Genomic DNA, 23,825 nt, shown 5'->3' on the forward strand with positions numbered 1-23,825 from the left:
GCGGAATGGCAGACGCGCTAGCTTGAGGTGCTAGTGCCCTTTATCGGGCGTGGGGGTTCAAGTCCCCCCTCGGACACAAGCAAGACAAGATGGAAAACGTGGACGGTGCTGACCGAGTCTCGGTCAGCACCGTCCACGTTTTCGTTGTCGGCCCCCGGCCCTCGTCCCCCCGCGGCCAGGAGCCGTCAGGCCGGCTGGTTGAGGGCGCGTGGTGCCGGGATCTCGGCGGCGTGAGGGTAGGCGGCTGCCCGGTGCTGGAACGAGAGGATCTTCGGGTTCAGGATGATGCCGTCCTGGATCTCGATGGCGTTCTTGATCGTGGCGTCGGCCTGCCAGGACGCGGGGCCGGTCATGACCTTGCGCAGATAGGGGAGGAGCGCCTCGCTGTTCTCCCACGTGGCGGAGTTCCACAGATGCGACGGGCTGTGATCCACCGCGTAGTAGTGGCAGCCCGGCCCCACCCTGTGCATCGGCTCTCCGAAGGAGGTCGGGCGGGCCCATTCGAAGCCCATGCCCTCGTCACAGGAGACGTCGATGAAGAAGGCCCCCGGCCGGAACAAGGCGAGTTCCTGGTCGGTGACGAACATCAGCGGCGCGTCCGTGTCCTGCCGTATGCAGTTGACGATGATGTCGAACCCGGCAAGGTACTCCGCGAGCGGCACGGGACGGGGCTCGGTGAGTGCCTGCAGGCGCGAAGAATCGCCCTCCTCCTCCGCGAAATGCCCCATCACGACCGACGGCATCGTCGACGCCACCGCCGTCGCCGCGCGTTGGGTGAGCACCGTGACATCGGAGACCCCCATCGCGCCCAGGCCGGTGACGGCGCCACGCGCCGTGGCGCCGAAGCTGATGACCACCGCACGCAGGCGTCGGCCGTAACTTCCGGTCAGCCCGCCGAGCTGTAGAGCGTGCAATACCGAGCAGTAGCCCGCGAGTTCGTTGTTCTTGTGGAAGACGTGGACGCTGAAGGCGCCCGAGGACGTCCAGTGGTTCATGGCTTCCCAGGCGATGAGGGTCAGCCGTCGGTCGATGGCGATCTGTGTCATCTTCTCGTCCTGGACACAGTGCGGCCATCCCCACAGCACCTGGCCCTCGCGCAGAGCGGCGACGTCCTCGTGCATCGGCTTGGGCAGCGTCACGATGTCGGACTCGGCGAGGAGCTGCTCGCGGGAGCGCAGCCCGGCGACGAGCGGTCGCAGTGCCTCGTCGCCGATGCCGAACCGTTCGCCGTAGCCCTCTTCGAGGAAGATCTTCTCGCGTACGTCCGCGGCGATCCGGTCCAGGTGGCCGGGGTGCAGGGGCAGTCGGAACTCGTTCTCCTTGTGGGAGGAGGCGAGCACTCCCAGGGTCATCAGGCCCATGAATTTCCTCGTCATTCAGTTGTTGTCGTCTTGTCGTCGCTGCCGCGTCCTGCCCCGGGCCGCGGCAGGGTCAGGATCGGTCGGCCACGTGCCTGCGCATGCGCTCGGCCAACGGAAGAGGCGTCTCGTCCAGGCCGGTGACCGACCCGCTGGCCATGCGCGCGCACGTCCCCCGGCACGCGAGCAGTTGTCTGTCGTCGCGGTGGGAGACCACCGTCTCGTCCCCGTCCGGAGCATTCCGGAAGTCGGCGCCACACACGGAGCAGGCCAGTCCGGAGAGCATTTCGGCGGTTGGTTCGGGGCGGCCTCTGCGCCGCCCGGAAATCGAGTCCTGCGAATACATGCGTCCCGCATCCTCTTGATCGGTTCAGGGTTGCGAGGTGCCGGAGCGCCTCGGGAGCACCTCGGGAACACCTCGGGAACGAGGGATGCGGCTACTGCGGGGAGCGGAACGGAAAGCGGACGACGGCGCGACAGTTCGAGCGGGAAAGCCAGGAAAGCATGGGGCGGCTCTTTTCCGGCCGGATACGAAGTGCTCCGGCATTGCCGTTCCCCGAGGGCGACGCCGAAACGGATGACGGCGTGCGAGGTGCGCTCGGTGTGGTAACCGTACCTCCTGGCCCCCGAGGGCTCGTGCTTGTGCTCGCCCTCACCGTTCCGGGTGAGGGCGAGGGCGAGCACGGAGGCCAGGGCGAGCACGGGGCAGCCATGCCTGCCGGGCGTGGGGCGTGCCCGAGTGGTCTCAGGCCGTCGCTTCGCTCGCCGAGCGCGGGTCGGCAGCCGTCTCCGCCTCGGCCCCGGCTTCCGCCGGTCGTACGGGAATGAACGCGGCGACCAGCGCCGCCGCGAGGCCCACCCCACAGCCCAGGAGCATGGCGGCGCGGAATCCGTCCTCAGACGGCAGGAAGTGACCGCCGAAGTCCGTCGTCATCTGGGCGAGGATCACGCCCATCACGGCCGCGGCCACGGAGCTGCCGATCGAGCGCATCAGGGTGTTGAAGCTGTTGGCCGAAGCGGTCGCCGACCGGGGCACCGCACCCATGATCAGGGCGGGCATGGCGCCGTACGCGAGGCCGACGCCCGTGCTGCAGATCAGCGTCACCACCAGCAGGCCCCAGGTCGAACCCATGAGGAGCAGGGAGGCGCCGTAGCCTGCGGCGATGACCAGTGCTCCGACCGACAGCGTCACCTTGGGGCCGCGGGCGGCCGACAGCTTGGCGCCGAGCGGGGAGAGGGCCATCATCATCAGGCCGCCCGGGGCCATCCACAGACCCATGGCCATCATCGACTGGCCCAGGCCGTAGCCGGTGGCCTCGGGCAGCTGGAGCAGCTGAGGGACGACCAGCGACTGGGCGTACATCGCGAAACCGACGAGCACCGAGGCCGCGTTGGTCATCAGGACCTGCGGGCGCGCGGTGACGCGCAGGTCGACCAGCGGCTCACCGGTGTGCAGCTCCCAACGGCCCCAGGCCAGCAGCACGACGACCGCGACGGCGAACAGGCCGAGCGTGGTGCCGCTCGTCCAGCCCCAGTCGGAGCCCTTGGACACGGCGAGCAGCAGGCAGACGAGGCCGATCCCCAGGCCGACCGCGCCCAACAGGTCGAAGCGCGCCGAGCTCGCGCCCACCCGCCCCGCGGGCACGAACAACCAGGCCAGGACGGCGACCAGGAGGCTCAGGGCGGCGGCGACCCAGAACAGCACGCGCCAGCTGGAGTTCTCCGCGACCGCCGCGGCGAACGGCAGGCCGAGCGCACCGCCCACGCCCATGGACGCACTCATCAGGGCGATGGAGGAGCCGAGCTTCTCCGGAGGCAGCAGGTCACGCAGCAGGCTGATGCCCAGCGGCACCACGCCCATGCCCAAGCCCTGGAGCCCCCGGCCGACGATCATCGGCACCACGGCGGAGGACAGCGCACAGACCACCGAGCCCACGACGAGCGGGATCACGGAGACGAGCAGCATGCGCCGCTTGCCGTACATGTCGCCGAGCCGGCCGGCCACAGGTGTCGCCACCGCTGCCGAGAGCAGCGTGGCCGTGACCACCCATGAGGCGTTCGACGGGCTGGTGTCGAGAATGCTGGGGAGGTCACCGATCAGGGGCACCACCAGCGTCTGCATGATCGCGGCGACGATGCCCGCCAGGGCTAGTACGCCGACGACGCGCCCTGGGCGGACATCGTCGGACTTGGAGCTGACCACTGACTTCTCCCTCGGTTATCCGGGCGGCCTATGGACGGCTTCCAGGCGGCTTCCGGATGGGCGTGGGACGTTGACCACGCGATATGTACTATACACACGACATGCATGATGCACATACCGAGTACGATGGATCCATGGACACACCCGGTCGTCGCATCTCCAAGCCCGTTGGCAGTACGGACAAGCCCGCTGGCAGTACGGACAAGCCCGCTGGCAGTACGGACAAGCCCGTTGGACAGGTCGAGTTCGAGACGATGCTGCTCGGACGGCACTCGCACCTGTTCAACCCCCGCACGCGCTCATCCGGCGGGCGCCTCGACCGGAGCGCGTACATCCTGCTCAGCCGCATCCAGATGGACGGCCCGATGTCCATCGGTCAGCTCACCGACGCCTTCGGCCTGGACGCCTCCACCCTCAACCGGCAGACCGCGGCCATGATGCGGGCCGGGCTCGTCGAGCGCATTCCCGACCCCGACGGCGGCATGGCCCGCAAGTTCCGCATCTCGGCCGAGGGCGCACGGCAACTCGACGCCGACCGGGCCGAGTACACGCAGGGCCTGGAGAAGGTCATGGACGACTGGTCGCCCCAGGACGTGGCGACGTTCGCCGCCTTCCTCCAGCGCTTCAACAGCGACATCGAGCGACTGGAGGGGCACCCTTGGCCGCGTCCCTGACCTTCGCCGTTCAGCTCACTCTTGAGCCCGTCCATCTCACTTCTTGAGCCCGTCCATCGCCGCGCGGGTGTCGGACGTGAGCATTTCCTCGACCTCCGACGCGGTCGGCGGCTCGGACTTGTCGTCCGTGCCCGCGTACGAACTCCAGTGCATCTGGTACGTGAACCAGCCCTCGCGCACGGCGAGCGTCATGCCGTTGAGGTCGTCGTCGCCCGTGCCGCTCGTCTCGGTCACCACGAACGCCTCGTCGCCGATGCCGCTCACGGCCTTGGTCTGGTAGCTGTACGTCTTCTGCGACTGGTCCTCGTACGCCTTCTGCTCCGAGGCGAAGTCGCCCGCCGGGTCGGTCGCCTTGTTCCACCGGGCGGTCGAGTAGACGTAGATGCTCGAATAGCTGTCGGCGTCCGCTGCCGGGTCCTTGAGCTTGCGGCTGCAGTAGCTCTGGTCGAACCCCTTCTGCCGGGAGCCGTAGTTGGTGGTGGACGTGGAGTCCGAGTCGATCTCGTACTTCTTCTTGAAGGCGTCCAGTGGGGAGACCTCGCAAAGGTCCTTCTTGTACGCGTAACCGGCGAGGTCCGCCTTCTCGCCGTCACCCCCGCTGCCGGAGCCCAGGTTGCCGGTGGCGAAGAGCGCCCCCGCCCACAGGGCCGACGCGACCACGACGCCGCCGATGCCCCACACCCAGCCCGGCGTGGGCTTGCGCGGACCGGCTGGGGGTGCGGGTGGGGCGGGCGGCTGGCCGTAGGGAACCTGTTGTTGTCCGTAGGGGCCCGGCTGCTGACCGTAGGGCTGAGGCGGGACCGCGCCCGGGGGTTGCTGGTAGGGGTTCGGGGTCTGCCCGTAAGGATTGGGCTGGTTGGGCTGGGGGTTTGGTATCGACATAGCGGCAATGTACCGGTGGTCGCGGGGGAGGCCGGCGTGGTCCGGCCCTGGTCGGCCCGGGGGTGAGAGGCTCAAGTAAGGTCACCCTTAGCCATGCGTACGCGGCGCATGCGTAGGCGGCGCATGCGCAGGCAGTGCATGCGTAGGCAGCGAACGCGTACGCAGTGAACCCGTACGCAGCGACGCGTATGAAGTGAACCCGTACGCAGCGAATGCGTACGCAGTGAAACCCTGGAGGCTCCCCCATGCCGCTCACCGCTCCTCCCGACGGGGCGACCCGTCGGCCGCCCCGCGTCCCGCGGCCGCTGCCCGTCGAGCGCGCGGACAGTGCGTGGGTGGTCCGGGCCGTGGAGCGGGGCGACTTCTGGGGTGACGTGCGGGCGGCCGGTGGGTCGCCGGTCGTCGAGCCCGATCCGCAGGGGGACGAGGGGCAGCGGGTGGTCACCTTCCTGTGGCGCGGCACGGACGCGACACGCGCCGTCCTCGTGCTGCCGAACAAGATCGTCGACCCGCGTGATCTGGGCCGCAACCTGATGGAGCGCGTGCCGGGCACGGACATCTGGCACTGGTCGGTCCGGATGCGCGCCGACTGGCGGGCGACCTACAGCCTGTGCGTGGACGAGGGAGACGCCCCGGAGGCGGAAGGCGCGTACTGGCCCTGGCTGCGGCAGCAGCAGCGGACCGATCCGCTCAACTCGCGCACCCTGGCACGGCGTTGGGGTGGCGACCCGGTCTCGTACGTCGAGCTGCCGCAGGCGCCGACCGGCGAGGACTGGCGGCGTCGCGACGGCGTCGCGCGGGGCACCGTCAGCACCCACACCGTCCGCAGTGAACTGCTCGGCAACGAACGGCCGGTGCACGTCTACGAGCCGCCGGGCGGCGGGCGCGACCTGCCCGTCCTGGTGCTGATGGACGGCGAGATGTGGCAGCCGGGGCTCGACGTCGCGGCGCTCCTCGACAACCTCATCGCCGATGGCCGCGTCCCGCCCCTGGTCGCCCTGCTGCCCGAGTCCCTGAGCGCCGATCAGCGCTGGGCCGAACTCGCCTGCAACGAACGCTTCGTGGGATTCCTGGAGAGCGAGCTGCTGCCCTGGGCGGGCGAGTCGCTGTCCCTGAGGGGTGTGTCCCTGACCGTCGATCCGGCGCGGACCGTCGTCGCGGGGCAGAGCCTCGGTGGGCTCACCGCCGCGTACGCCGCCGTGGTCGCGCCGGGGCGGTTCGGGCGGGTCCTTGCCCAGTCGGGGTCCTTCTGGTGGCCCGACGGACCCGACCTCGAACGCTCCGAGTGGCTCACCGGGCGGATCGCCGCGAGCGAGAAGCTGCCCGTGCGGTTCTGGCTCTCGGCCGGTGAACAGGAGTGGGTCGCGCTGCCTGCCATGCGCAGGCTGCGCGCCACCTTGCGGGAGAAGGGCTACGACGACGCCGTGTACCGCGAGTTCAACGGCGGGCACGACTACCTGTGCTGGCGCACCGAGCTCGCGGACGGACTCGTCGGGTTGCTCGGCGCCCGGTCCGCGATGGAGACCGCCGCCGTGTAGCCCTCGGGGGCCGCCACGTCCCGCACGGTCCAGCCCTGGACCGCGAGGGGCGTGGGTCCCGTCCCCACCAGCAGCGATGCCATCCCGCCACCGGCCAGTCCCTCACCCGTCCCCTTGAGGCACGCCTCCTTGCGGGTCCAGCAGCGCGCTAAGGCCAAGGGGCGTTCGGCGGCGCGGAGTTCGGACAGCTCGGCCTGTTCCCGCGGGTGCAGGGAGGCCGCCACGTCGGCCACCACGCTCGCGGACGGCAGCCTCTCGACGTCGGCGCCGACCGGCCGGTCCGCGAACGCGAGTAGCGCGAGGCCGTCCGTGTGCGACAGCGAGAAGTGCGGGCCGGCCCCTCCGGCCACGGCGGGGCGACCGTGCGGGCCCCCGCACAGCGGGCACGGCAGCCGCACCAACTCCACCGCCACCGGGTCGACGCCGAGGTGTGCGCCGAGCCGCCGGCGCAGCGCCGAGTGGGCCGCCACGTACAGCTCCTGATCCGCCGGGCGTCGCAATGCCGCCGCCCGGCGCCGCTCCTCCGCGTCGAGGAGCGACACGTCGAGCGGGGCCGGGCGGACGAACTGGAGCTCGGTCACGCGGGTGGGTCCTGGAGGCGGGCCACGCAACGGCCGTACGTCTCCGGGCCGTACACCGTGGTCCAGCCCTCGGGCGCGCCGCGGAAGACCGGCCACAGGGAGTGCTCGCCGAGCGCGTTCTCCAGGACCAGATGGGTCGGCTCGGTGTCGCCGTCGTTGTCGACCGCGTCGAAGGGGCCGGTGGTCGTCGTCATGCGTGGTCCAGCTCCTTGAGATGCGTGGCGAGTACGGCACAGACCTCGTCCAGGCGGCGCGGCTGGGTCAACTCCGGGTGCAGGCAGTCCACATCGTGGTTGCTGATCGAGCCGCTGACGTACGGTGCCCAGGCCTCCCTCGTCAGCCAGTCCTCGGCGCGCGGGGCGGAAGCCGTGAAGAACAGGGCGTCGCCGTCGAAGCGGCGGTGCTCGTGCTCGCGCATCAGGCGGGCGTTGTTGATCACGATGTCGAGGACCGCCGTCAGCGTCCGGTCCGGCAGTCCCGCCAGGGCGCTGCCCTCGCGCTGCAGCGTCGCCAGGACGTCCTCGCGGGTCAGCTCGTCCGTCAGGTCGTAACCGGCCATCCGCAGGAGCGCCTTCAGGGCGTCCGCCTCCGCGGGTACCGCGGCGTCGCGCCACTGGTCGGACGGGAAGGCGTCGAGCAGCGCCAGCAACTCGACCTCCTCGCCCGCCTCTTGGAGGAGCACGGCCACGGTGTGGGCGAGGACGCCGCCCACCGACCAGCCGAGCAGCCGATAGGGGCCGTGCGGGCGGACCGAGCGCAGTGCTTCGACGTACTCGGCCGCCATCTCCTCCATGGTGGCGGGGAGTTCACCCTCTCCACCGCGCAGGCCGCGCGCCTGGAGCCCGTACACCGGCTGACCCGGGTCGAGCCGCGAGAGCAGTCCCGAGTAGCACCAGCTGATGCCGCCCGCCGGGTGGAACGTGAACAGCGGGGTGCGGTCGCCGCCCGCGCGCAGCGGAAGCAGCACGTCCAGGGCGTGGTCGGCCTCGCTGTGGTCCGCGTCCAGATGGGCGGCGAGCGCCGCCGGGGTCTGCGCCTGGAAGAGCGTGCCGATGGTGAGCTTGGCGCCGAGCGTGTCGCGCACCCTGGAGACCAGGCGGGCCGCCAGGAGCGAGGTGCCGCCGAGGTCGAAGAAGGCGTCGTCCACGCCGAGTTGGGGCACGCCGAGGATTTCGGCGAAGAGCCGGGTGAGTGTCTCCTCGCGGTGGCCGCTGGGCACCCGGCCGCCGTCGGCCGACCCCTCGAAGGCGGGGGCGGGCAGGGCGTGCCGGTCCAGCTTGCCGTTCGGGCTGAGCGGGAAGTCGTCCAGGACGAGGATCGCGCCCGGCACCATGTAGTCGGGCAGCGTGCGCGCGAGTCGGGCGCGCAGCTCCTCGGGGGCGGGGGCGCCTCCTGTGTCGGAGGGCGTCACGTATCCCACGAGGCGCTGGTCGCCCGGCCGGTCCTCGCGGACCAGGACGCTGGCCGCTCCCACCGCTGGATCGGCTGCCAACTCGGCCTCGATCTCGCCCAGTTCGATGCGCAGCCCGCGCAGCTTCACCTGGTGGTCGGTGCGGCCCAGGTACTCGATCTCGCCGTGCTCGGTCCAGCGCGCCAGGTCGCCCGTGCGGTACATGCGGGTGCCGGGCGGGCCGTAGGGGTCGGCGACGAAGCGGGACGCGGTCAGCTCCGGCCGCCCCAGATACTCGGCTGCCAGTTGCGTCCCCGCCAGGAACAGTTCGCCCTGGATGCCGGGCGGGCACGGCTGGAGCGCCGCGTCCAGGACGTACAGGCGCGTGTTCCAGACGGGCTTGCCGATCGGTACCGGGCCCGTCGCGTCGGTGGCGCACGGGTGGTACGTCACGTCGACGGCGGCCTCGGTCGGGCCATACAGATTGTGCAGCGGTACACCGTCGAGCACCCGCCCGAACTCCCGCACCGTCTCGCGCGGCAACGCCTCGCCGCTGCAGAAAACGTGCCGCAGGCCGCCCGCGCAGTGCGCCGCGGCCGGTTCGGACAGGAACACCTGGAGCATCGACGGCACGAAGTGGCAGACGGTGATGTCCTGTTCGCGGATGACGCGTGCCAGGTACGCAGGATCCTTGTGACCGCCCGGCTCGGCGACGACGAGCGTCGCGCCCACCCGCAGCGCCCAGAAGAACTCCCACACCGACACGTCGAAACCAGACGGCGTCTTCTGCAACACCCGGTCACCGACTCCGAGTTCGTACGTCGCCTGCATCCAGCGCAGCCGGTTGTCGATCGCCGAGTGCGGCACCACGACGCCCTTGGGGCGGCCGGTCGACCCCGACGTGTAGATGACGTACGCGGGGTGGTGCGGGGTGAGCGCGCGCGGCGGGTCGTACGTGCCGTACGGCGTCGTGTCCACCTCGTCCAGGGTGACCAAGGGGACCCCGGACGCGGGCACCCGGTCGGCGCGGTCGGCGATCACGCAGGCGGGGCCCGCGTCCTGAAGCATGTACGCGAGGCGGTCCGCCGGATAGTCCGGGTCGAGCGGGAGATACGCACCGCCCGCCTTGAGCACGGCCAGGAGCGTGATCGCCAGGTCCAGGGAGCGGGGCACGGCGACCGCCGCGAGCGCGCCCGGACGTACGCCGACCTCGATGAGATGGTGGGCGAGCCGGTTGGCGCGGGCGTTCAGCTCTGCGTAGGTCAGTTCCTGGTCGCCGAAGACCAGGGCGGTGGCGTCCGGGGTGCGGACGGCCTGGCCCTCGATCGGGCCGATCAGCGTGGTGGACGGCACCGGGTGCGCGGTGGCGTTGAACTCGTCGACCACGAGGGAGAGTTCGACGCGCCGGGCGATCGTGTGCTCGGCCAGCGGGGTGTGCGGGCCCGCGTCGGCGATGCGCTCCAGGAGCTCCATGAACCGCACCTGGTGGAGGCCGAGTTCGTCCGGCTCGTACAGGGCGGGGTTGCCGTCGTAGTCGATGCGCAGGCCGCTGCCGTCGGCGCGGTCGTAGACGTTGACCGTCAGGTCGTCGACCGGGCCCGCCGACAGGTTGTGGGCGTCCGTGCGGGCGCCCGCGAAGGTCAGGCCGTAGTCGAACGGCATGACGTTGATCAGCGGGCCGACCAGCGAGCGGCCATCGCCGAGCAGGCCCAGGTCGCGGCGGATGTCCTCGTAGCGGTAGCGCTGGTGGCGGCGGGCGGCGCGGATGCCGAGCACCACCTGGCGGGTCAGCTCGGCGAACGTCGCCTGCGGGGTCACGGTGAGCCGAAGCGGCAGCACGTTCATCACCATGCCGGGCACGCGCAGGGCCACCGAACCCATGCGGCCCATCATCGGCAGGCCGAGCACCACCTCGGCGGAGCCGGTGGCCCGCGAGACGTAGAGCGCCTGCGCGGCGACGAGCACCTCGGGCCAGGTCGCCCGAATCGAGGACGCCGACTCCCGGAGCCGCGCGGTCGCCTCGGGGGAGAGGCGGGCGCTGCGGCGGTGGAAGGTGCGCGACGGCAGCGCGGTGCGCCCCGCGAGGTTGGGGGCGTCGGGGCGGTCGGCGAAGGCGCCGTCCCAGTAACGGCGATCGGTCTCGAACGTCTCCGACGCGCGGTACGCGGTGTCCTCGGCGACGAGGTCCTCGAGCCGCCCGAAGGGACTCTCACCCGGCTCCTCGCCCGCGGCGAGCGCGGTGTAGACCTCGGCGGTGCGGCGGGCGAGCAGCGAGTAGCCGAAGCCGTCCATCACGATGTGGTGCACCCGCTGGTACCAGAGCCAGCGTTCGTCGCCGACGCGGAACAGCGCGTGCGCGAAGAGGGGCCCGGCCGCCAGGTCGAAGCCAGTGGCCAGGTCCTCGCGCATCCACGCCTGCGCCTCGGCGTCCGGGTCGGCGGCGGCGCGCAGATCGCGCACCTTCAGCGGCAGCGTCGGGTCGAGCACCTCCAACTGGCTCGGCCCGTCGGCCCCTTCGATGATCCGTACGCGCAACGCGTCGGCCTCGGACACCACCTGACGCAGCGTCCGCGCGAAGAGCGACGGGTCGATGGGGCCGTGGATCTCCAGGCACTCGGCCGTGTTCTGGGCCGGGCTGCCGGGGTCGAGTGCCTGCGCGAACCACATGCCCGACTGGGCAGCGGTGAGCCTCATGCGGAGGCTCCAAGTATCGGCGCCCAGGCCTCGATGGCGGGCTGCTCGGCCAGGTCCACGAAGGTCGCGGTGATGTCGTGGTCGCGGCGCCAGCGCTCGATGAGCGACATGATGCGGACCGAGTCCAGGCCGTAGTCGACGAGGTTCTCGTCGACGGGGATGTCTGCCGGGTCCTCGCCGAGGACATCGGCGACGTCGGCCCGTATGAGTTCCACGGTGAGCGCCATGTCAGATCCCCTTCAGAACCGAGTCGGTGGTGGTGACGACCGCGCACCGTCCGGCCGCGTAGCGCAGCGCCATGTCGTGGTCCTCGCGGGAGAAGTCGGCCACGGCGTCCGCGACGACGAACGCCTGCACGTCACGCATCCACGCGTCGGCGGCCGTCATCAGGACGCCGATGTGCGCGTACACACCGACGATGACGATCTGGTCCCGGCCCGCCGCGCGCATGCGCTCCTCGAGGTCGGTGCGGACGTACGCGCTGTACTTCCACTTCGTGAGCACGGTGTCGCCGGGCTCCGGCGCGACCGGGCCCGCGATCGCCTTCGCATGCTCGTCGTCGGGGAGTCCGGGGCCCCAGAAGTCCTGCTGGAGGCCGCGCTCGGCCGGCGACTGGCCGCCGGGCTGCGCGGAGTACAGGACGGGGATGCCGGAAGCGCGGGCCGCCTTCGCCAACTCGCCGACGTTCGCGAGGAGGTCGGTGGTCGGCGAGGTGTCGGGGGTGTACGCGGTCAGGAAGTGGTTCTGCAGGTCATGGACGAGCAGCACCGCCCGCTGCGGGTCGATGGTCCAGGAGACCCGGTTGTCGGGCAGCTCGTCGGACGAGGGCATCGGGTACGGCGTGACGGCGGGGAGCGCCATGGTGGGCCTTTCGGGAACTCAGGAAAGCTGGTGGATCGGGGGCGCCGGGCAGAGGTCAGCCGCCCGGAGCGGCAGAGGTCAACTGCCCGGGGTCGCGGCGGTCGTCCGCTGGTCCTTCTTGCTTATCTTGCCGATGCCGGTCTGCGGGAAGGCGGTGACGAACTCGACCCGGTCGGGGACCTTGTACGCGGCGAGCCCGCGCTCCCGTACGAACTTCTTGATGGCGACGGGCTTCAGCGGTTCGGCGTCCGCGCGCAGGATCACGTACGCGAGGGTTCGTTCGCCCAGATACTCGTCGGGGACGGCGACGACCGACACGTCGTGGACGTGGGGGTGGGCGAGGATGATGTTCTCGACCTCCTCCGGCGCGATCTTCTCGCCGCCGCGGTTGATCTGGTCCTTCGCCCGGCCCTCGACCACCAGATGCCCGGTGGGGGTGCGGCTCACGATGTCGCCGGTGCGGTAGAAGCCGTCGGCGGTGAACGAGCGCGCGTTGTGATCGGGTGCGCGCCAGTAGCCGCGGATGGTGTACGGGCCGCGGGTCAGCAGGTGGCCCGCCTCGCCGTCCGGGACCTCCTGGTCGAGGTCGTCGACGATGCGGACCTCGTCGTCCGGTGAGATGGGGCGGCCCTGGGTGGTGACGATCGTCTCCGCCGGGTCGTCCAGACGCGTGTAGTTGACCAGGCCCTCGGCCATCCCGAAGACCTGCTGAAGGGTGCAGCCGAGCGCGGGGGCGACCCGGCGCGCGGCCGACTCGCTGAACTTCGCGCCGCCCACGAGGAGCACCTCCAGGCTGGAGATGTCGTACGGCGTGGTGCGTCCCGCGTCCGTCCACACCAGGGCGAGTGGCGGGACGAGACCGGTGATCGTCACACGCTCCCGCTCGATGAGGGGGAACGCGGTGTCCGGATCGGGCTGCGGACACAGCACGACACGGCCGCCCGCGTAGAACAGACCGAGCGAACCGGGCGACGAGAGCGGGAAGTTGTGGGCCGCGGGCAGTGCCACGAGGTAGACGGAGTCCTCCGTCACGCCGCAGATCTCGTTCGATCCCCACAGCGAGTACATGTAGTCGTCGTGGGTGCGGGGGATCAGCTTGGGTACGCCGGTGCTGCCGCCCGACAGCTGGAGGAACGCGAGGTCGGACGGCGCGGGCCCGTCGATCTCGATCGGCTCGCGCGGCACGTCGGACAGGGCCGTGTGCTCACCCGGGTCGCCGACCACGAACACCTCACGCAGCGTGGGGACGTCGGCCCGGACCTTGGACGCGAGGTCACGGTGGTCGAAGCCGCCGATCCGGTCCGGGATGACGTAGGCGACGGCCTCGGTGAACTCGCAGAAGTAGTGGATCTCCGTCTCGCGGTGGGCGGGCAGCGCGAAGACCGGCAGGGCGCCTATCCGGAAGAGCGCGAAGATCACCTCGAAGAACTCGGCGACGTTCGGAAGCTGGACGACGACCCGGTCACCCTTGGCGATGCCGCGGGCGGCGAAGCCCGCGGCCAACTGGTCGGCGCGTACGTCGAGTTCGCCGTACGTCCAGTTCCGGTCCCCGTCGGTGATCGCGACCCGGGCGGGGTGCGCGTCGGCCCGCTCGCGGAGCATGCCGCCGAACGTCTCGCCGCGCCAGTAGCCGGCGGCGCGGTAGCGCTCGGCGAAGACGTCCGGGATGCGTGGCGCGTCCTTGCCGCTGTCTGTCGTCGTCATCGGTCGACCCCCACGGCGTCCAGGAACGTACGGAACTTGGCGCCGGTCTCGGCCCGTTCGGCATCCGGCGAGGAGTCGGCCACGACGCCCGCGCCCGCGAAGAGACGCAGCTGTCCGCCGCCGCTCCGCGTCTCCTCGGCCTCCGCGCAGCGGATCGTGACGACCCACTCGCCGTCGCCGCGCGCGTCGCTCCATCCCACCATGCCGGTGTAGTGCCCGCGGTCGAAGGGTTCAAGATCGCCGATCACGTTACGGGCGTGCCCGGTAGGAGTACCGCACACTGCCGGAGTGGGGTGCAGAGCGGTCGCCAACTCCAGTGCCGAGGTCGCCGGTTCGGCCAGCTCGCCGGTGACGGTCGTCGACAGGTGCCACATGGTCGCGGTGCGGACCAGGGTGGGCCGCTCCGGCACGTCGAGCTCGGTGCAGAACGGGGCGAGCGCCTTGTGCACGGCGTCCACGACGACGGCGTGCTCGTGCAGGTCCTTCGCCGATTCGAGCAGCGCGGCAGCGCGGCGCACGTCCTCGGCGAGGTCCGCCGAGCGAGGCGTCGAACCGGCCAGGGGGTTGGCGGTCAGGCGGTTGCCGTGCCGGGAGACGAGCAGCTCCGGGCTTGCGCCGAGGAGGGTGCGGCCCGCACTCGTGGGCACGGCGAACGAGTAGCCGCGCGGGTCGCGGCGTGCCAGACGCTGGAGCATCGCGGGCAGGTCGAGGGGGCTGTCCGTGGACAGCTTCAGGGTGCGGGCGAGGACGACCTTGTCGAACTCACCGCTCTTCATGCGGGCGACTGCGGCCTCCACCGAAGCGGCGTACTCCTCGCCCGAGGGCACCTCGCGCACCTGCCAGCCGGCGGCCGTGGTGGGCGGCGGAGTGGGCAGCGCGACGAGCGGGTCGGTGCGCAGCGCGGGCGCCCAGCGCGTCGCTTCGGGCACGGCGAGCACGGCGGGCGCGGCCGGGTCGAAGGGGATGGAGCCCACCACGATCGGGGCCTGGTTGCCCCCGCGTCGCTGCGCTTCGAGAGTGACGGCGACCCGCTCCGTCAACGGCCGCTCGTCGTGCGGCACTTCTGCGGCGGTTCCGTGGGCGAGGAGTGTTCGGGTGGGCGACGCGAAGAACCGGGTGTCGCCGGGTCGGTAGGCGTCGAGCAGCGCGGTTGCCGCGCCGACGGCCCCGGGGGTGGTGGGGGCGTCGACTGCGACGACGTCATTGGGGGGTGTCACGGATGACTCCTCGTCAAGTAGGGGAGGGCGGCGCGGCTTTCAGGCGCGCAGGGTGGCGCCGCCGTCCACGTACAGGTCGTGCAGGGTGATGTGCCGGGCCCGGTCGGAGACCAGGAAGGCGACCGCGTCGGCGATATCGGAGGGGTCGGCGATCCGGCCGAGCGGAATGCCGACCCGGTACGAGGACGGGTCGCCCTCGATGACCCGGGCGGCGGCCTGCGCGTGGTCGTCCGTCCACAACTGCCGCTGCATGTCGGTGTGGGTGGAGCCCGGCGACACGACGTTGCAGCGCACGCCGTCGCGGGCGACCTCCAGACCGAGGCACTTGGTGAACATCGTGGCGGCTGCCTTGGACGCGGCGTACGCGGCCATCTGGGTGCGGGGCACGCCGGCGGCGTTCGAGCCGACCGTCACGATGGAGCCCTTGCCCCGCGCGGTCATGCGGCGGGCCGCCGCGCGCGAGGTGTGGAAGACGCCGTTCGTGTTGACGGCGAAGGTCTCAGCCCAGTCGGTGTCGGTGAGTTCGACGACCGGGGCGGGCCGCAGGATGCCCGCCACATTGACGAGGATGTCCAACGGCCCCACGGTGCGCTCGACTTCCTCGAACGCCGCGTCCACGGCTGCCGCGTCGGTGACGTCGAGGACCATGCCGGTGATGCGGCCGGCCTCGGCCTGCTGCTCGAGGCCCTGTTGCCCGGCGTGCTGCCGAGTGGCGTCGAGCTCCGTGACGTCAAGCTCCGCGACCTCGGGCGACCGGTCGGCGGCCACGACCCGCGCGCCGCGCTCGGCGAGCGCGCGGGCCACGGCCTGTCCGATGCCCCGGCCCGCGCCGGTGACCAGGGCCACCCGCCCCGCGAGCTCCGGGTCGGCCATGCCGGACGTCACTTGCCCATCGCCTTCTCGATGTCCTCCAGGACGGAGACGGCGGCCTGCGCGCCACCGAGGCTCGTCCACTTCGAGCCGTCGATCTCGGTGGTGTGGTTCTTCTTGACCGCGTCGAGCTGCTTGTATGCGGCCTTGCCCGTCAGCTCCTTGAAGAGGTCGGCGTCCGGACCGGCGGAGGCGAGGGTGCCGATGAACAGCCAGTCGGCGTCGATCTGCTTGAGGTCCTCGTCGCTGAGCGGCGTCGAGTGGCCCTCGCCCTTCTTGTTCTGGATGCCGGGCCGCTTGAAGCCGAGGTCCTTCAGGACGTCGGAGATGAACACGCCCTGCTGCATGACGGCGGTGCCCTTGGCGGAGTAGCGCGCCACGGAGACGCTCGCGCCCGCGTTGTCGCCGAGGTTCTTCTTCACGGCGGCGGCCTTGGTGTCGTAGTCCTTGAGGAACGCGCTCGCCTCGTTGGACTTGCCCAGCACCTCGCCGGTGAGCTCCAGGGACTTCTTCCAGTCCTTGGTCCTGTCGATGGTGACGACCGTCGGGGCTATCGCCTTCAGCTGCTTGAGCACCTGCTGGTCGGCGAGCTGGCCCGCCAGGATGACGTCCGGCTTGGCCTGCAGGACCTTCTCGATGTCGGGTCCGGTGACCGCGCCCACGACCGGGATGCCCTTGGCCTGGTCGGCCAGGTATTCGGGGGCGCCCTTCTGGCCTCTGCCCGCCGAGAGGCCGACGGGCTTGACCTTCAGGGCCAGGGCGGAGTCCAGGTCCATCTCGCTCAGCGCGATGACCTTCTTGGGATTGGCCGGAACCTTTACCTCCGCACCGGAGGCGTCGGTGACGGTGACGCCCTTCCCGGCGTTCTTGGCGTTGCTGCTGGAGTTGGAGTCGTCGGACGAGTCCGAACCGCAGGCGGAAAGGGTGAGCGCGGAGGCCAGAGTGAGGGCCGCAACCGCGGTCAGCCGGCTACGCGGGGAGTGGTTCGAGGACATGTCCGTGATCTCCATGCTTCAGTTGCCCGGCGGTCAGTCCGGACATAAGGGTTATTCCTGGCCGCGTCGGGGCATGACGAAGTACCCCTGAATGAACAGGGAGTTCGCCGCCACCCCGACTCGGGGCTCCAGGTCAAGGTTAGGTTAGGCTAACTTCATGTTGGTTGCGCAAGAGGGGCGGGTCCCAACGTCCGGATCCAGACCTCCGATACCGGGCTTGGCGAAGATGCATCGCCCCACGCTGTGGGCGGCTGCCGCCCTTGTTGTCCTGCTCCTGCTGCTCGGCCTGCTCTCGCTCCTGATCGGGTCCGGTTCGACGCCGATGGGTCGCGCCTGGGACTTCCTCATGGGGGACCCGTCGGCGCGGGCCGACGCCCAGATACGGCTCGCCGTCATGGACGTACGCCTTCCGCGGACGCTCGCCGGCGTCCTGGTCGGTGTCGCCCTCGGCGCGGCGGGATGCCTCCTCCAGGCCGTCACGCGCAACCCGCTCGCCGAGACGGGACTCCTCGGGGTCAACTCGGGCGCGGCGCTCGGCGTCGTGATCGGACTCACATACTTCGAAGTGACCTCGGCGTACGGCGTGTTGGTGTGGGCCCTGGTCGGCGGCATGGCCGCGAGCGCGGTGGTGCTGCTGCTCGCCGCGTCCGGGCGGGCCGCGGGTTCGCCGCTGCGGCTCGTCCTCGCCGGATCGGCGCTCGGCGCGACCTTCCACGGCATGACGTCGTACGTGCTCCTGGGTGAGCAGGCCACCTTCGACACCTACCGCTACTGGACCATCGGTTCGCTGGCCGGCATCAAGACCTCGGAGACGTACCCCTTGATCCCGCTGATCGCGGCCGGGCTCCTGATCGCGTTCTGCTGCGTACGCCCCCTGTCGGCCCTCGCGCTCGGCGACGACAGCGCACGCTCCCTGGGCCACCGCCCCGGGCGGATCCGCCTGACCGTCGCGGCGGCGGTGACGCTCCTCGCGGGCTCGGCGGTCGCCCTCGCGGGACCCATCGCCTTCCTCGGCCTCCTCGCCCCGTACGCGGCGCGCGCGGTCACAGGCCCTCGGATGGCGGGTCAGTTGGTGCTCTCCGCGCTCGTCGCGGCGAACGTGATGATCGCCGCTGACCTGCTCGCCAGGGTCGTGATCCGTCCCTGGGAGACCCCGGTGAGCGTGCTACTCGCCTTCATCGGCGGCCCGTTGCTGATCTGGATCGCGCGGTCGCAGCGGATGTCGACGGCGGGGGTCGCCGCGTGAGTACCCAAGAGATGCCGGAGGCCGGGCCCACGGCTTCGGCCGGTGCCGAGTCCAGGGACATCACCCCGCCCGACTCCACCGCCGTACGCGTCGGGACCTTCTCCTGGCTCTTCCCCTACCGCAGCGCTCTGGCCGCCGTCGGGCTCACGCTGGTGATCGCGGCGGTCGTCTCGCTCGCCACCTTCGCCAGTTCCACCGGCATGAGCTTCTCCGACAGCCTCTCCGGACTGCTCGGAACCGGCGACTCCGCCACCGTCATGCTGGTCCAGGACTTCCGGCTCCCGCGGATCGCCGTGGGACTCATGGTCGGCGCGGCGCTCGGCGTCGCCGGGTGCCTGACCCAGACCCTCGCCGGGAACAGGCTCGCCACCCCCGACATCATCGGCGTCAACGAAGGCGCCACCGCGGCCGTCGTCGCCTCCGTCGTCGGCTCGTCCACCGGCATGATCGGCGACTGGTGGCTCGGGCCGCTCGGCGCCGCCGCAGCGGCCATGGTCGTCGTCGCCTGCGCGGGCGGCGCGGGCAGCGGGGGATACCGGATCCTCGTCGTCGGCATCGGCGTCTCCACCGTCATCGGCGCCGTCACCGACCTCGTCATGTCCCGCGAGAACGACAACACCGCGGGCGGCGTCTTCCTCTGGACCGTCGGCTCGCTCAGCGGCCGTGACTGGAACGTCGGCACGCCCCTGTCGATCGTCCTGCTCGTCCTCGTGCCCCTGTCCCTCGTCGCAGGCAGCCGCCTCCAACTCCTGCGCTTCGACGACGACATGGCCGCCACCCTCGGCGTCAACGTCCGCCGCGTCCGCGCCGTGACGCTCGCGCTCGCCGTCGCCCTGTCCGGCGTCGCCGTCGGCATCGGCGGACCGATCGTGTTCGTCGCGCTTGCCGCACCCGTCGTCGCCACCCGGCTCAGCGGCCCGACCCGCGTCCCGATCATCGGCTCGGCCCTGGTCGGAGCGGCCCTCGTGGGCGCCGCCGACGCGCTGGGCCGCGTCGTCGCCCCCGTGGAGATCCCCGTCGGCGTCATCACCAGCGTCCTTGGCGGACCCTTCCTCCTGTGGGTCCTCTTCGGCAAGAACTCCGAGCAGACCGGAAAGGCCTGACCCCGTGCAATTGACCGTCGAGGCGCTCACCTCCGGCTACCCCGGCCACATGGCCGCCGTGGACGGCGTCGACCTGACCGTCCCCAGCGGACAGGTGGCCGCCATCGTCGGCCCCAACGGCTGCGGAAAGTCGACGCTCCTGCGCTCCATCTCCCGGCTCCACAAGCCGAGGTCGGGCACCGTGCGCGCCGGGGACGAGGATGTGTGGCGGCTCACCCAGCGCCGCGCCGCCCACCGCATCGCGCTGCTCGCCCAGTCTCCGCAGGCTCCCGAGGCGGTCACCGTCGCCGGGCTCGTCCGCTACGGCCGCCACCCCCACCAGGGCCTGTTCCGCCAGTGGTCGCGCGAGGACGAGGCCGCCGTGCGCGAGGCCCTCGAAGCCACCGGCACCACGGACCTCGCCGCGCGCCGCCTCGACCACCTCTCCGGCGGCCAGCGGCAGCGCTGCTGGCTGGCGATGGTCCTGGCCCAGCAGACGCCGATCGTGCTCCTGGACGAGCCGACCAGCGCGCTTGACCTCGGGCACGCGGTCGAAGTCCTGTCGCTGGTAAGGGAGGTGGCCGCGGCCGGTCGCACCGTCGTGATGGTCCTGCACGACCTCGCGAGCGCCGCTCGTTACGCCGACACGGTCGTCGCCATGAACGCGGGCAAGATCGTCGCGAACGGCCCTGCCCGCGATGTGGTCACCGCCGAGCTGGTCAAGGAGCTGTACGGGATCGACGCGGACATCCTTCAGGCACCGGGCGACGGCTCCCCGGTGGTCGTACCGACGATGACCGCGAAGGCGCCGCGCCAGAAGGTGGTCAAGCCCGGCTGACGGCGAAGTCCGCGGCCGTCCACGCGAGCCCCACCGCCCCGTCCACCATGGCCTGTTCGGCGACCGGCGTGGCGGCCGCGGCGGCGAACTCCGGCTGGTGCGGCCCGCAGCCACCCCCGCTGATGTCGAGCACGGGGTGGATGGACGGCACGACATGCGAGACGTTGCCCATGTCCGTGGACGCGAAGGGCCCGCGCAGCTGCGGTTCGGGACGGCCGAGGGCGCGCGCGTTCGCCTCCCACAGCGTGACGAGTCCGGCGTCGGACCGGAAGTCGAGATAGTCGGGCGCGGGCTGCTCAAGATCCACCGCGCACCCGGCCGCGAGGGCGCCCGCCCGGAAGCAGTCCGCCACGCGCTCCCGCAGCTCGCGCAGCTCCTCCACCGAAGGCGTCCGCAGCGCGTAGGCGGCGCCGGCCCGCTCGGGAATGGCGTTGAGCGCGGTCCCCGCCTCGGTGGTGATCCCGTGCACCTTCCACTCCCCGGGCAGCTGCTGCCGCAGCAGTCCGAGGGCGACCTGTGCCACGGTCAGCGCGTCGGCCGCGTTCCGCCCGTCCTGCGGGTTGAGCGTGGCGTGCGCGGACTTGCCCGTGTACGTCGCCGAGAGTGCCCCCATCGCGTACGAGTGGAAGTCGGCCACCTCGAACGGGCACGGGTGCACCATCATCGCCGCGTCGACGCCCTTGAAGGCCCCGGCGTCGAGCAGCAGGGCCTTCCCGGCGCCGCTCTCCTCGGCAGGAGTCCCCAACACCCGCACGGTGAGCCCCAGTTCATCGACAATAGGAGCAAGCCCGAGGGCGGCCCCGACGCCCGCCGCAGCGATCAGATTGTGCCCGCAGGCGTGCCCCATGCCGGGCAGCGCGTCGTACTCGCAGGCAAGCGCGACGGTCACCGGCCCCGTACCGATGGTCGCCTCGAAGGCGGTCTCGAGCCCGTACGCCGGGGCGGTCACCGCGAAGCCGTGCCCCCGCAGCACGTCCGCGCACCACCCGGCGGCCCGCCGCTCCTCGAACGCGATCTCCGGATGGGCGTGGATCCGCCGACTGAGCCCGACGAGTTCGTCCCGCACCTCGCCGATCCGAGCCCGGATCTCCGCCTTGACCTGGTCCGCGCCGCCTGCCACGCCGTCTCCTCGCCGTTCTGTCCGCCCCTGCCGGGACAGCTTAAAGGCGGCTGCTGCCGGGTCGGCCGGGTCGGACGCGTCAGACCGGCAGCAGCCGCCCGATCAGTGCGCTGAGCTGCCGCGCGTTGCGGCACTCGTACATCTCCACCAGCTCGGCGTACGTCCCCGCCGCCGAGTCGCCCGTCTGCCACTGGGCCCGGCGCTCCGGGTTGAGCCAGTAGACCCGGCGGGCGCGGGAGGCCACCGTGCGCAGGGCGGGGACATTCGGGTCGCTCATGTTCGTGCGGGCATCCCCGAGCACGAAGACCGTGGAGCGCGGAGTGACCGCCGCGGCGTAGCGCTCGGCGAACTCGCCCAGGGCGGAGCCGTAGTCGCTGCTGCCGTGGTAGCCGGTGACCGCCGCTCCCGAGATGATGCGGCTGCCCAGTCCCTCGGGGTCGGCCGTGCCGCGTGCGATGAGGTCGGTCACCTCGTCCACGCGGTTGACGAAGGCGAAGACGCGCACCTTGCTGAACTGGTCGTGCAGCGCCTGGACGAGCAGCATCGTGAAGTTGGCGAAGCCCGCCACCGAGCCGGACACGTCGCAGAGGAGGACCAGTTCGGGGCGTGCGGGGCGGCGGCGCCGCAGGACCGGGCGCATCGGGATGCCGCCCGTGGACAGCGAGCCGCGCAGCGTTCTGCGCAGGTCGATCCGGCCGCGGGCCGCACGGCGGCGGCGCGCGGCCAGGCGGGTCGCCAGTTTGCGGGCCAGCGGCTGGACCGTCCTGCGCAGTTCGTCGAGTTGGGCGCGGCCCGCGACGAGGAAGTCGACCCGGTCCGCGGTCGGGGCGATGGCGCGCCGCGCGATCTCGTCCGCGCCCCGCCGCTCGGCGACCCGGCGGCGCGCTTCGGCCCGTACCGCGCCGCGGAAGTTCTCGATGCGGCGGCGGATCTCGTCGGCGGTGAGGCGGTCCGTGAACTCGCCTTCGGCCGCCCCCTCGCGGATGCCGGCCAGGATGCGGGCGAGGAGGGTCTCCGGGCGGAGCCGGGACAAGGTCTGGTGCGACGACCATCCGTCCGAACCGCCGGTTCCGCCGGTTCCGCCGGTCCCTCCGGAGCCCGGCCGCGTCCCGTACCCGCCCATGCCGTCCACCGCCTCGGCCGCCAACTGGGCGAGCAGCGCCCGGTCGTTGGCCGCGAGCGCGGCGGCCAGGCGGTCGCGCAGGTCGTCCCTGTCGAACTCCCGGGCCGAGCCGGAGTCGTCGTCCCATACGTCCGGAGCGCCGATGCCCCGCGGAAAGTACAGGTCGAAGACCGGGTCGAACACCGGCCGCTGCCCCTCGCTGTGCAGCAGCGCCGCGGCCAGTCCCTCCCGTACCCGCTCCCGGTCGGTGAGGCCGAGGGCCTCCAGTGCCTGCCCGGCGTCCACCGTCTCGCCCGTACCGATCCGGATGCCGTGCGAGCGCAGGGCCTGTACGAGCGCGGTGAGCCGCTCGGGGACTCCAGTCTTTGGCTCCGTGCTCACACGGCGTCCAGGTCCAGCTTGGCCGCCGCCTTCAACATGTCGTCCTGGTGCTTGAGTACGACGCCGAGACTGTCGCGTACGACGGCTTCGTCGAGGGAGTCGGCGCCGAGTGCAAGGAGCGTACGGGCCCAGTCGATGGTTTCCGCGACCGACGGCACCTTCCGCAGGTCCATCGCGCGCAGCGCGCCGACCACGCGGACGACGGACCGGGCGAGCGCCTCGTCGAGTCCGGGCACCTTCAGGCGCACGATGCTGCGCTCCAACTCCTCGTCGGGGAAGCCGATGTGGAGGAAGAGGCAGCGGCGGCGCAGCGCCTCGGAGAGCTCGCGGCTCGCGTTGGAGGTGAGGACGGTGAAGGGGCGGCGCTCCGCGGTGATGGTGCCCAGCTCGGGGACCGTGACCTGGAAGTCGCTGAGGACTTCCAGGAGCAGCCCTTCCACCTCGACGTCCGCCTTGTCGGTCTCGTCGATCAGGAGCACCTTCGGCTCGCTGCCGCGGATGGCGGTGAGCAGCGGTCGCGGGAGCAGGAACTCCTCGCTGAAGATGTCCGTCCGCGTCTCGTCCCACGACTCGTCGCGGCCCGCGGTGATGCGCAGGAGCTGCTTGGCGTGGTTCCACTCGTAGAGCGCGCGGGACTCGTCCACGCCCTCGTAGCACTGGAGGCGGACCAGGCGCGCGTCCGCGACCTCGGCGACCGCCTTGGCGAGTTCGGTCTTGCCGACACCCGCGGGGCCCTCCACGAGCAGCGGCTTGCCCAGGCGGTCGGCCAGGAAGACGGTGGTGGCGACCGCCGTCGAGGCCAGATAGCCCGTATCGGCGAGCCGTTCGGCGACATCGTCCACTGAGGTGAAGAGCAACGGAGCCTCCGGCTTGGGGCGTGCGGCGTGATCACGGTCGGGTGGTGTCGGGTGGTGTCGCGTGTTCGGGTTCGACCGTTGCCGCCACTTGATCAGCCCCTCGGGCCGCTCCACAACGGGGCCGCCGCGTTTGCGTCGAACGTCACGTGATCGGTCCCGTACCCGCCGCGGGCTGCTGAGTCCAGTGCCGAGACCCACCGGAGCCGCACCG

Annotated in this window: 21 protein-coding genes; 5 read left to right on the forward strand and 16 right to left on the reverse strand. The window is 71.5% G+C overall.

All coding sequences use genetic code 11. The features are described 5' to 3' along the window. Nucleotides 1-185: 185 nt before the first annotated feature. The 3 genes from AC5P1C_RS22395 to AC5P1C_RS22405 all read right to left on the reverse strand — a co-directional run bounded on the left by AC5P1C_RS22395 (nt 186) and on the right by AC5P1C_RS22405 (nt 3,561). Nucleotides 186-1,361: a N(5)-(carboxyethyl)ornithine synthase gene (locus AC5P1C_RS22395; RefSeq protein WP_493867823.1), complete on the reverse strand. Its 1,176-nt coding sequence runs from the start codon at nt 1,359-1,361 to the stop codon at nt 186-188. Between the two features lie 70 nt (nt 1,362-1,431). Next, nucleotides 1,432-1,704 (reverse strand): hypothetical protein, encoded by a 273-nt coding sequence (locus AC5P1C_RS22400; protein WP_493867683.1) that lies wholly within the window; start codon nt 1,702-1,704, stop codon nt 1,432-1,434. Between the two features lie 399 nt (nt 1,705-2,103). Next, on the reverse strand, nt 2,104-3,561 hold the full coding sequence (locus tag AC5P1C_RS22405; RefSeq protein ID WP_493867684.1) for an MFS transporter: 1,458 nt from the start codon (nt 3,559-3,561) through the stop codon (nt 2,104-2,106). 254 nt (nt 3,562-3,815) lie between these two features. Between AC5P1C_RS22405 and AC5P1C_RS22410 the strand changes: the two genes are divergently transcribed. Then, on the forward strand, nt 3,816-4,235 hold the full coding sequence (locus AC5P1C_RS22410; RefSeq protein ID WP_493867824.1) for a MarR family winged helix-turn-helix transcriptional regulator: 420 nt from the start codon (nt 3,816-3,818) through the stop codon (nt 4,233-4,235). A 36-nt stretch (nt 4,236-4,271) separates the two neighbouring features. Here AC5P1C_RS22410 and AC5P1C_RS22415 read toward each other — a convergent pair whose 3' ends face one another. Further along, nucleotides 4,272-5,117, reverse strand: a complete 846-nt coding sequence (locus tag AC5P1C_RS22415) for a hypothetical protein (protein ID WP_493867685.1) — start codon at nt 5,115-5,117, stop codon at nt 4,272-4,274. Nucleotides 5,118-5,362: 245 nt separating this feature from the next. Between AC5P1C_RS22415 and fes the strand changes: the two genes are divergently transcribed. Continuing rightward, nucleotides 5,363-6,655 carry an enterochelin esterase gene (fes, locus tag AC5P1C_RS22420; RefSeq protein WP_493867686.1) on the forward strand — a complete coding sequence of 431 codons (1,293 nt, stop codon included), beginning with the start codon at nt 5,363-5,365 and terminating at the stop codon, nt 6,653-6,655. Here fes and AC5P1C_RS22425 read toward each other — a convergent pair. The 9 genes from AC5P1C_RS22425 to AC5P1C_RS22465 form a co-directional block, all read right to left on the reverse strand. Further along, nucleotides 6,571-7,236: a 4'-phosphopantetheinyl transferase family protein gene (locus AC5P1C_RS22425; protein ID WP_493867687.1), complete on the reverse strand. Its 666-nt coding sequence runs from the start codon at nt 7,234-7,236 to the stop codon at nt 6,571-6,573. The genes fes and AC5P1C_RS22425 overlap by 85 nt on opposite strands. Further along, nucleotides 7,233-7,430: an MbtH family NRPS accessory protein gene (locus tag AC5P1C_RS22430; RefSeq protein WP_493867688.1), complete on the reverse strand. Its 198-nt coding sequence runs from the start codon at nt 7,428-7,430 to the stop codon at nt 7,233-7,235. Before AC5P1C_RS22430 ends, AC5P1C_RS22425 begins: the two co-directional genes overlap by 4 nt. Further along, nucleotides 7,427-11,320: an amino acid adenylation domain-containing protein gene (locus tag AC5P1C_RS22435; protein ID WP_493867689.1), complete on the reverse strand. Its 3,894-nt coding sequence runs from the start codon at nt 11,318-11,320 to the stop codon at nt 7,427-7,429. The genes AC5P1C_RS22430 and AC5P1C_RS22435 overlap by 4 nt, the downstream gene beginning before the upstream one ends. Continuing rightward, entirely contained in the window at nt 11,317-11,547 is a 231-nt protein-coding gene (locus AC5P1C_RS22440; RefSeq protein WP_367046526.1) for a phosphopantetheine-binding protein, read from the reverse strand. Before AC5P1C_RS22440 ends, AC5P1C_RS22435 begins: the two co-directional genes overlap by 4 nt. A gap of 1 nt (nt 11,548) precedes the next feature. Continuing rightward, nucleotides 11,549-12,181, reverse strand: coding sequence for an isochorismatase family protein (locus tag AC5P1C_RS22445; protein WP_493867690.1), 633 nt, complete (start codon nt 12,179-12,181; stop codon nt 11,549-11,551). Nucleotides 12,182-12,259: 78 nt separating this feature from the next. Continuing rightward, nucleotides 12,260-13,885 (reverse strand): (2,3-dihydroxybenzoyl)adenylate synthase, encoded by a 1,626-nt coding sequence (locus AC5P1C_RS22450; RefSeq protein ID WP_493867691.1) that lies wholly within the window; start codon nt 13,883-13,885, stop codon nt 12,260-12,262. Beyond that, nucleotides 13,882-15,102, reverse strand: coding sequence for an isochorismate synthase DhbC (gene dhbC / locus AC5P1C_RS22455; RefSeq protein WP_493867692.1), 1,221 nt, complete (start codon nt 15,100-15,102; stop codon nt 13,882-13,884). Before dhbC ends, AC5P1C_RS22450 begins: the two co-directional genes overlap by 4 nt. A 39-nt stretch (nt 15,103-15,141) precedes the next feature. Then, on the reverse strand, nt 15,142-15,975 hold the full coding sequence (locus tag AC5P1C_RS22460; RefSeq protein WP_493867825.1) for a 2,3-dihydro-2,3-dihydroxybenzoate dehydrogenase: 834 nt from the start codon (nt 15,973-15,975) through the stop codon (nt 15,142-15,144). An 8-nt stretch (nt 15,976-15,983) separates the two neighbouring features. After that, nucleotides 15,984-16,967 (reverse strand): ABC transporter substrate-binding protein, encoded by a 984-nt coding sequence (locus tag AC5P1C_RS22465; protein WP_493867693.1) that lies wholly within the window; start codon nt 16,965-16,967, stop codon nt 15,984-15,986. Between the two features lie 226 nt (nt 16,968-17,193). Here AC5P1C_RS22465 and AC5P1C_RS22470 point away from each other — a divergent pair, with 226 nt between their 5' ends. From AC5P1C_RS22470 to AC5P1C_RS22480, 3 genes are read left to right on the forward strand one after another with little or no spacing between them, the layout of a single operon-like run. Further along, on the forward strand, nt 17,194-18,213 hold the full coding sequence (locus AC5P1C_RS22470; RefSeq protein ID WP_493867826.1) for a FecCD family ABC transporter permease: 1,020 nt from the start codon (nt 17,194-17,196) through the stop codon (nt 18,211-18,213). An 11-nt stretch (nt 18,214-18,224) separates the two neighbouring features. Then, nucleotides 18,225-19,316 (forward strand): FecCD family ABC transporter permease, encoded by a 1,092-nt coding sequence (locus AC5P1C_RS22475; RefSeq protein ID WP_493867827.1) that lies wholly within the window; start codon nt 18,225-18,227, stop codon nt 19,314-19,316. Between the two features lie 49 nt (nt 19,317-19,365). Next, complete coding sequence (locus AC5P1C_RS22480) at nt 19,366-20,133, forward strand: ABC transporter ATP-binding protein (RefSeq protein WP_493867828.1); 768 nt, start codon at nt 19,366-19,368, stop codon at nt 20,131-20,133. Here the strand turns inward: AC5P1C_RS22480 and AC5P1C_RS22485 are convergent. From AC5P1C_RS22485 to AC5P1C_RS22495, 3 genes are all read right to left on the reverse strand, one after another. Then, the gene (locus AC5P1C_RS22485; protein ID WP_493867829.1) at nt 20,120-21,220 is read right to left on the reverse strand and encodes a M20 family metallopeptidase; all 1,101 of its coding nucleotides are present in this window, start codon (nt 21,218-21,220) and stop codon (nt 20,120-20,122) included. The two genes, AC5P1C_RS22480 and AC5P1C_RS22485, sit on opposite strands and share 14 nt — an antisense overlap. 112 nt (nt 21,221-21,332) lie before the next feature. Next, nucleotides 21,333-22,757 carry a vWA domain-containing protein gene (locus AC5P1C_RS22490; protein ID WP_493867694.1) on the reverse strand — a complete coding sequence of 475 codons (1,425 nt, stop codon included), beginning with the start codon at nt 22,755-22,757 and terminating at the stop codon, nt 21,333-21,335. Then, entirely contained in the window at nt 22,754-23,614 is an 861-nt protein-coding gene (locus AC5P1C_RS22495) for an AAA family ATPase (RefSeq protein ID WP_493867695.1), read from the reverse strand. Before AC5P1C_RS22495 ends, AC5P1C_RS22490 begins: the two co-directional genes overlap by 4 nt. Nucleotides 23,615-23,825: the final 211 nt, after the last annotated feature.

This window comes from Streptomyces sp. A18, from assembly GCF_059026065.1.

Coding starts and splice junctions, on each gene's coding strand:
- AC5P1C_RS22395 (WP_493867823.1), bottom strand. CDS start 1,361: ATGGGCCTGATGACCCTGGGAGTGCTCGCCTCCTCCCACAAGGAGAAC.
- AC5P1C_RS22400 (WP_493867683.1), bottom strand. CDS start 1,704: ATGTATTCGCAGGACTCGATTTCCGGGCGGCGCAGAGGCCGCCCCGAA.
- AC5P1C_RS22410 (WP_493867824.1), top strand. CDS start 3,816: ATGCTGCTCGGACGGCACTCGCACCTGTTCAACCCCCGCACGCGCTCA.
- AC5P1C_RS22415 (WP_493867685.1), bottom strand. CDS start 5,117: ATGTCGATACCAAACCCCCAGCCCAACCAGCCCAATCCTTACGGGCAG.
- fes (WP_493867686.1), top strand. CDS start 5,363: ATGCCGCTCACCGCTCCTCCCGACGGGGCGACCCGTCGGCCGCCCCGC.
- AC5P1C_RS22430 (WP_493867688.1), bottom strand. CDS start 7,430: ATGACGACGACCACCGGCCCCTTCGACGCGGTCGACAACGACGGCGAC.
- AC5P1C_RS22435 (WP_493867689.1), bottom strand. CDS start 11,320: ATGAGGCTCACCGCTGCCCAGTCGGGCATGTGGTTCGCGCAGGCACTC.
- AC5P1C_RS22440 (WP_367046526.1), bottom strand. CDS start 11,547: ATGGCGCTCACCGTGGAACTCATACGGGCCGACGTCGCCGATGTCCTC.
- AC5P1C_RS22445 (WP_493867690.1), bottom strand. CDS start 12,181: ATGGCGCTCCCCGCCGTCACGCCGTACCCGATGCCCTCGTCCGACGAG.
- AC5P1C_RS22450 (WP_493867691.1), bottom strand. CDS start 13,885: ATGACGACGACAGACAGCGGCAAGGACGCGCCACGCATCCCGGACGTC.
- AC5P1C_RS22460 (WP_493867825.1), bottom strand. CDS start 15,975: ATGGCCGACCCGGAGCTCGCGGGGCGGGTGGCCCTGGTCACCGGCGCG.
- AC5P1C_RS22465 (WP_493867693.1), bottom strand. CDS start 16,967: ATGTCCTCGAACCACTCCCCGCGTAGCCGGCTGACCGCGGTTGCGGCC.
- AC5P1C_RS22470 (WP_493867826.1), top strand. CDS start 17,194: ATGCATCGCCCCACGCTGTGGGCGGCTGCCGCCCTTGTTGTCCTGCTC.
- AC5P1C_RS22475 (WP_493867827.1), top strand. CDS start 18,225: ATGCCGGAGGCCGGGCCCACGGCTTCGGCCGGTGCCGAGTCCAGGGAC.
- AC5P1C_RS22480 (WP_493867828.1), top strand. CDS start 19,366: ATGGCCGCCGTGGACGGCGTCGACCTGACCGTCCCCAGCGGACAGGTG.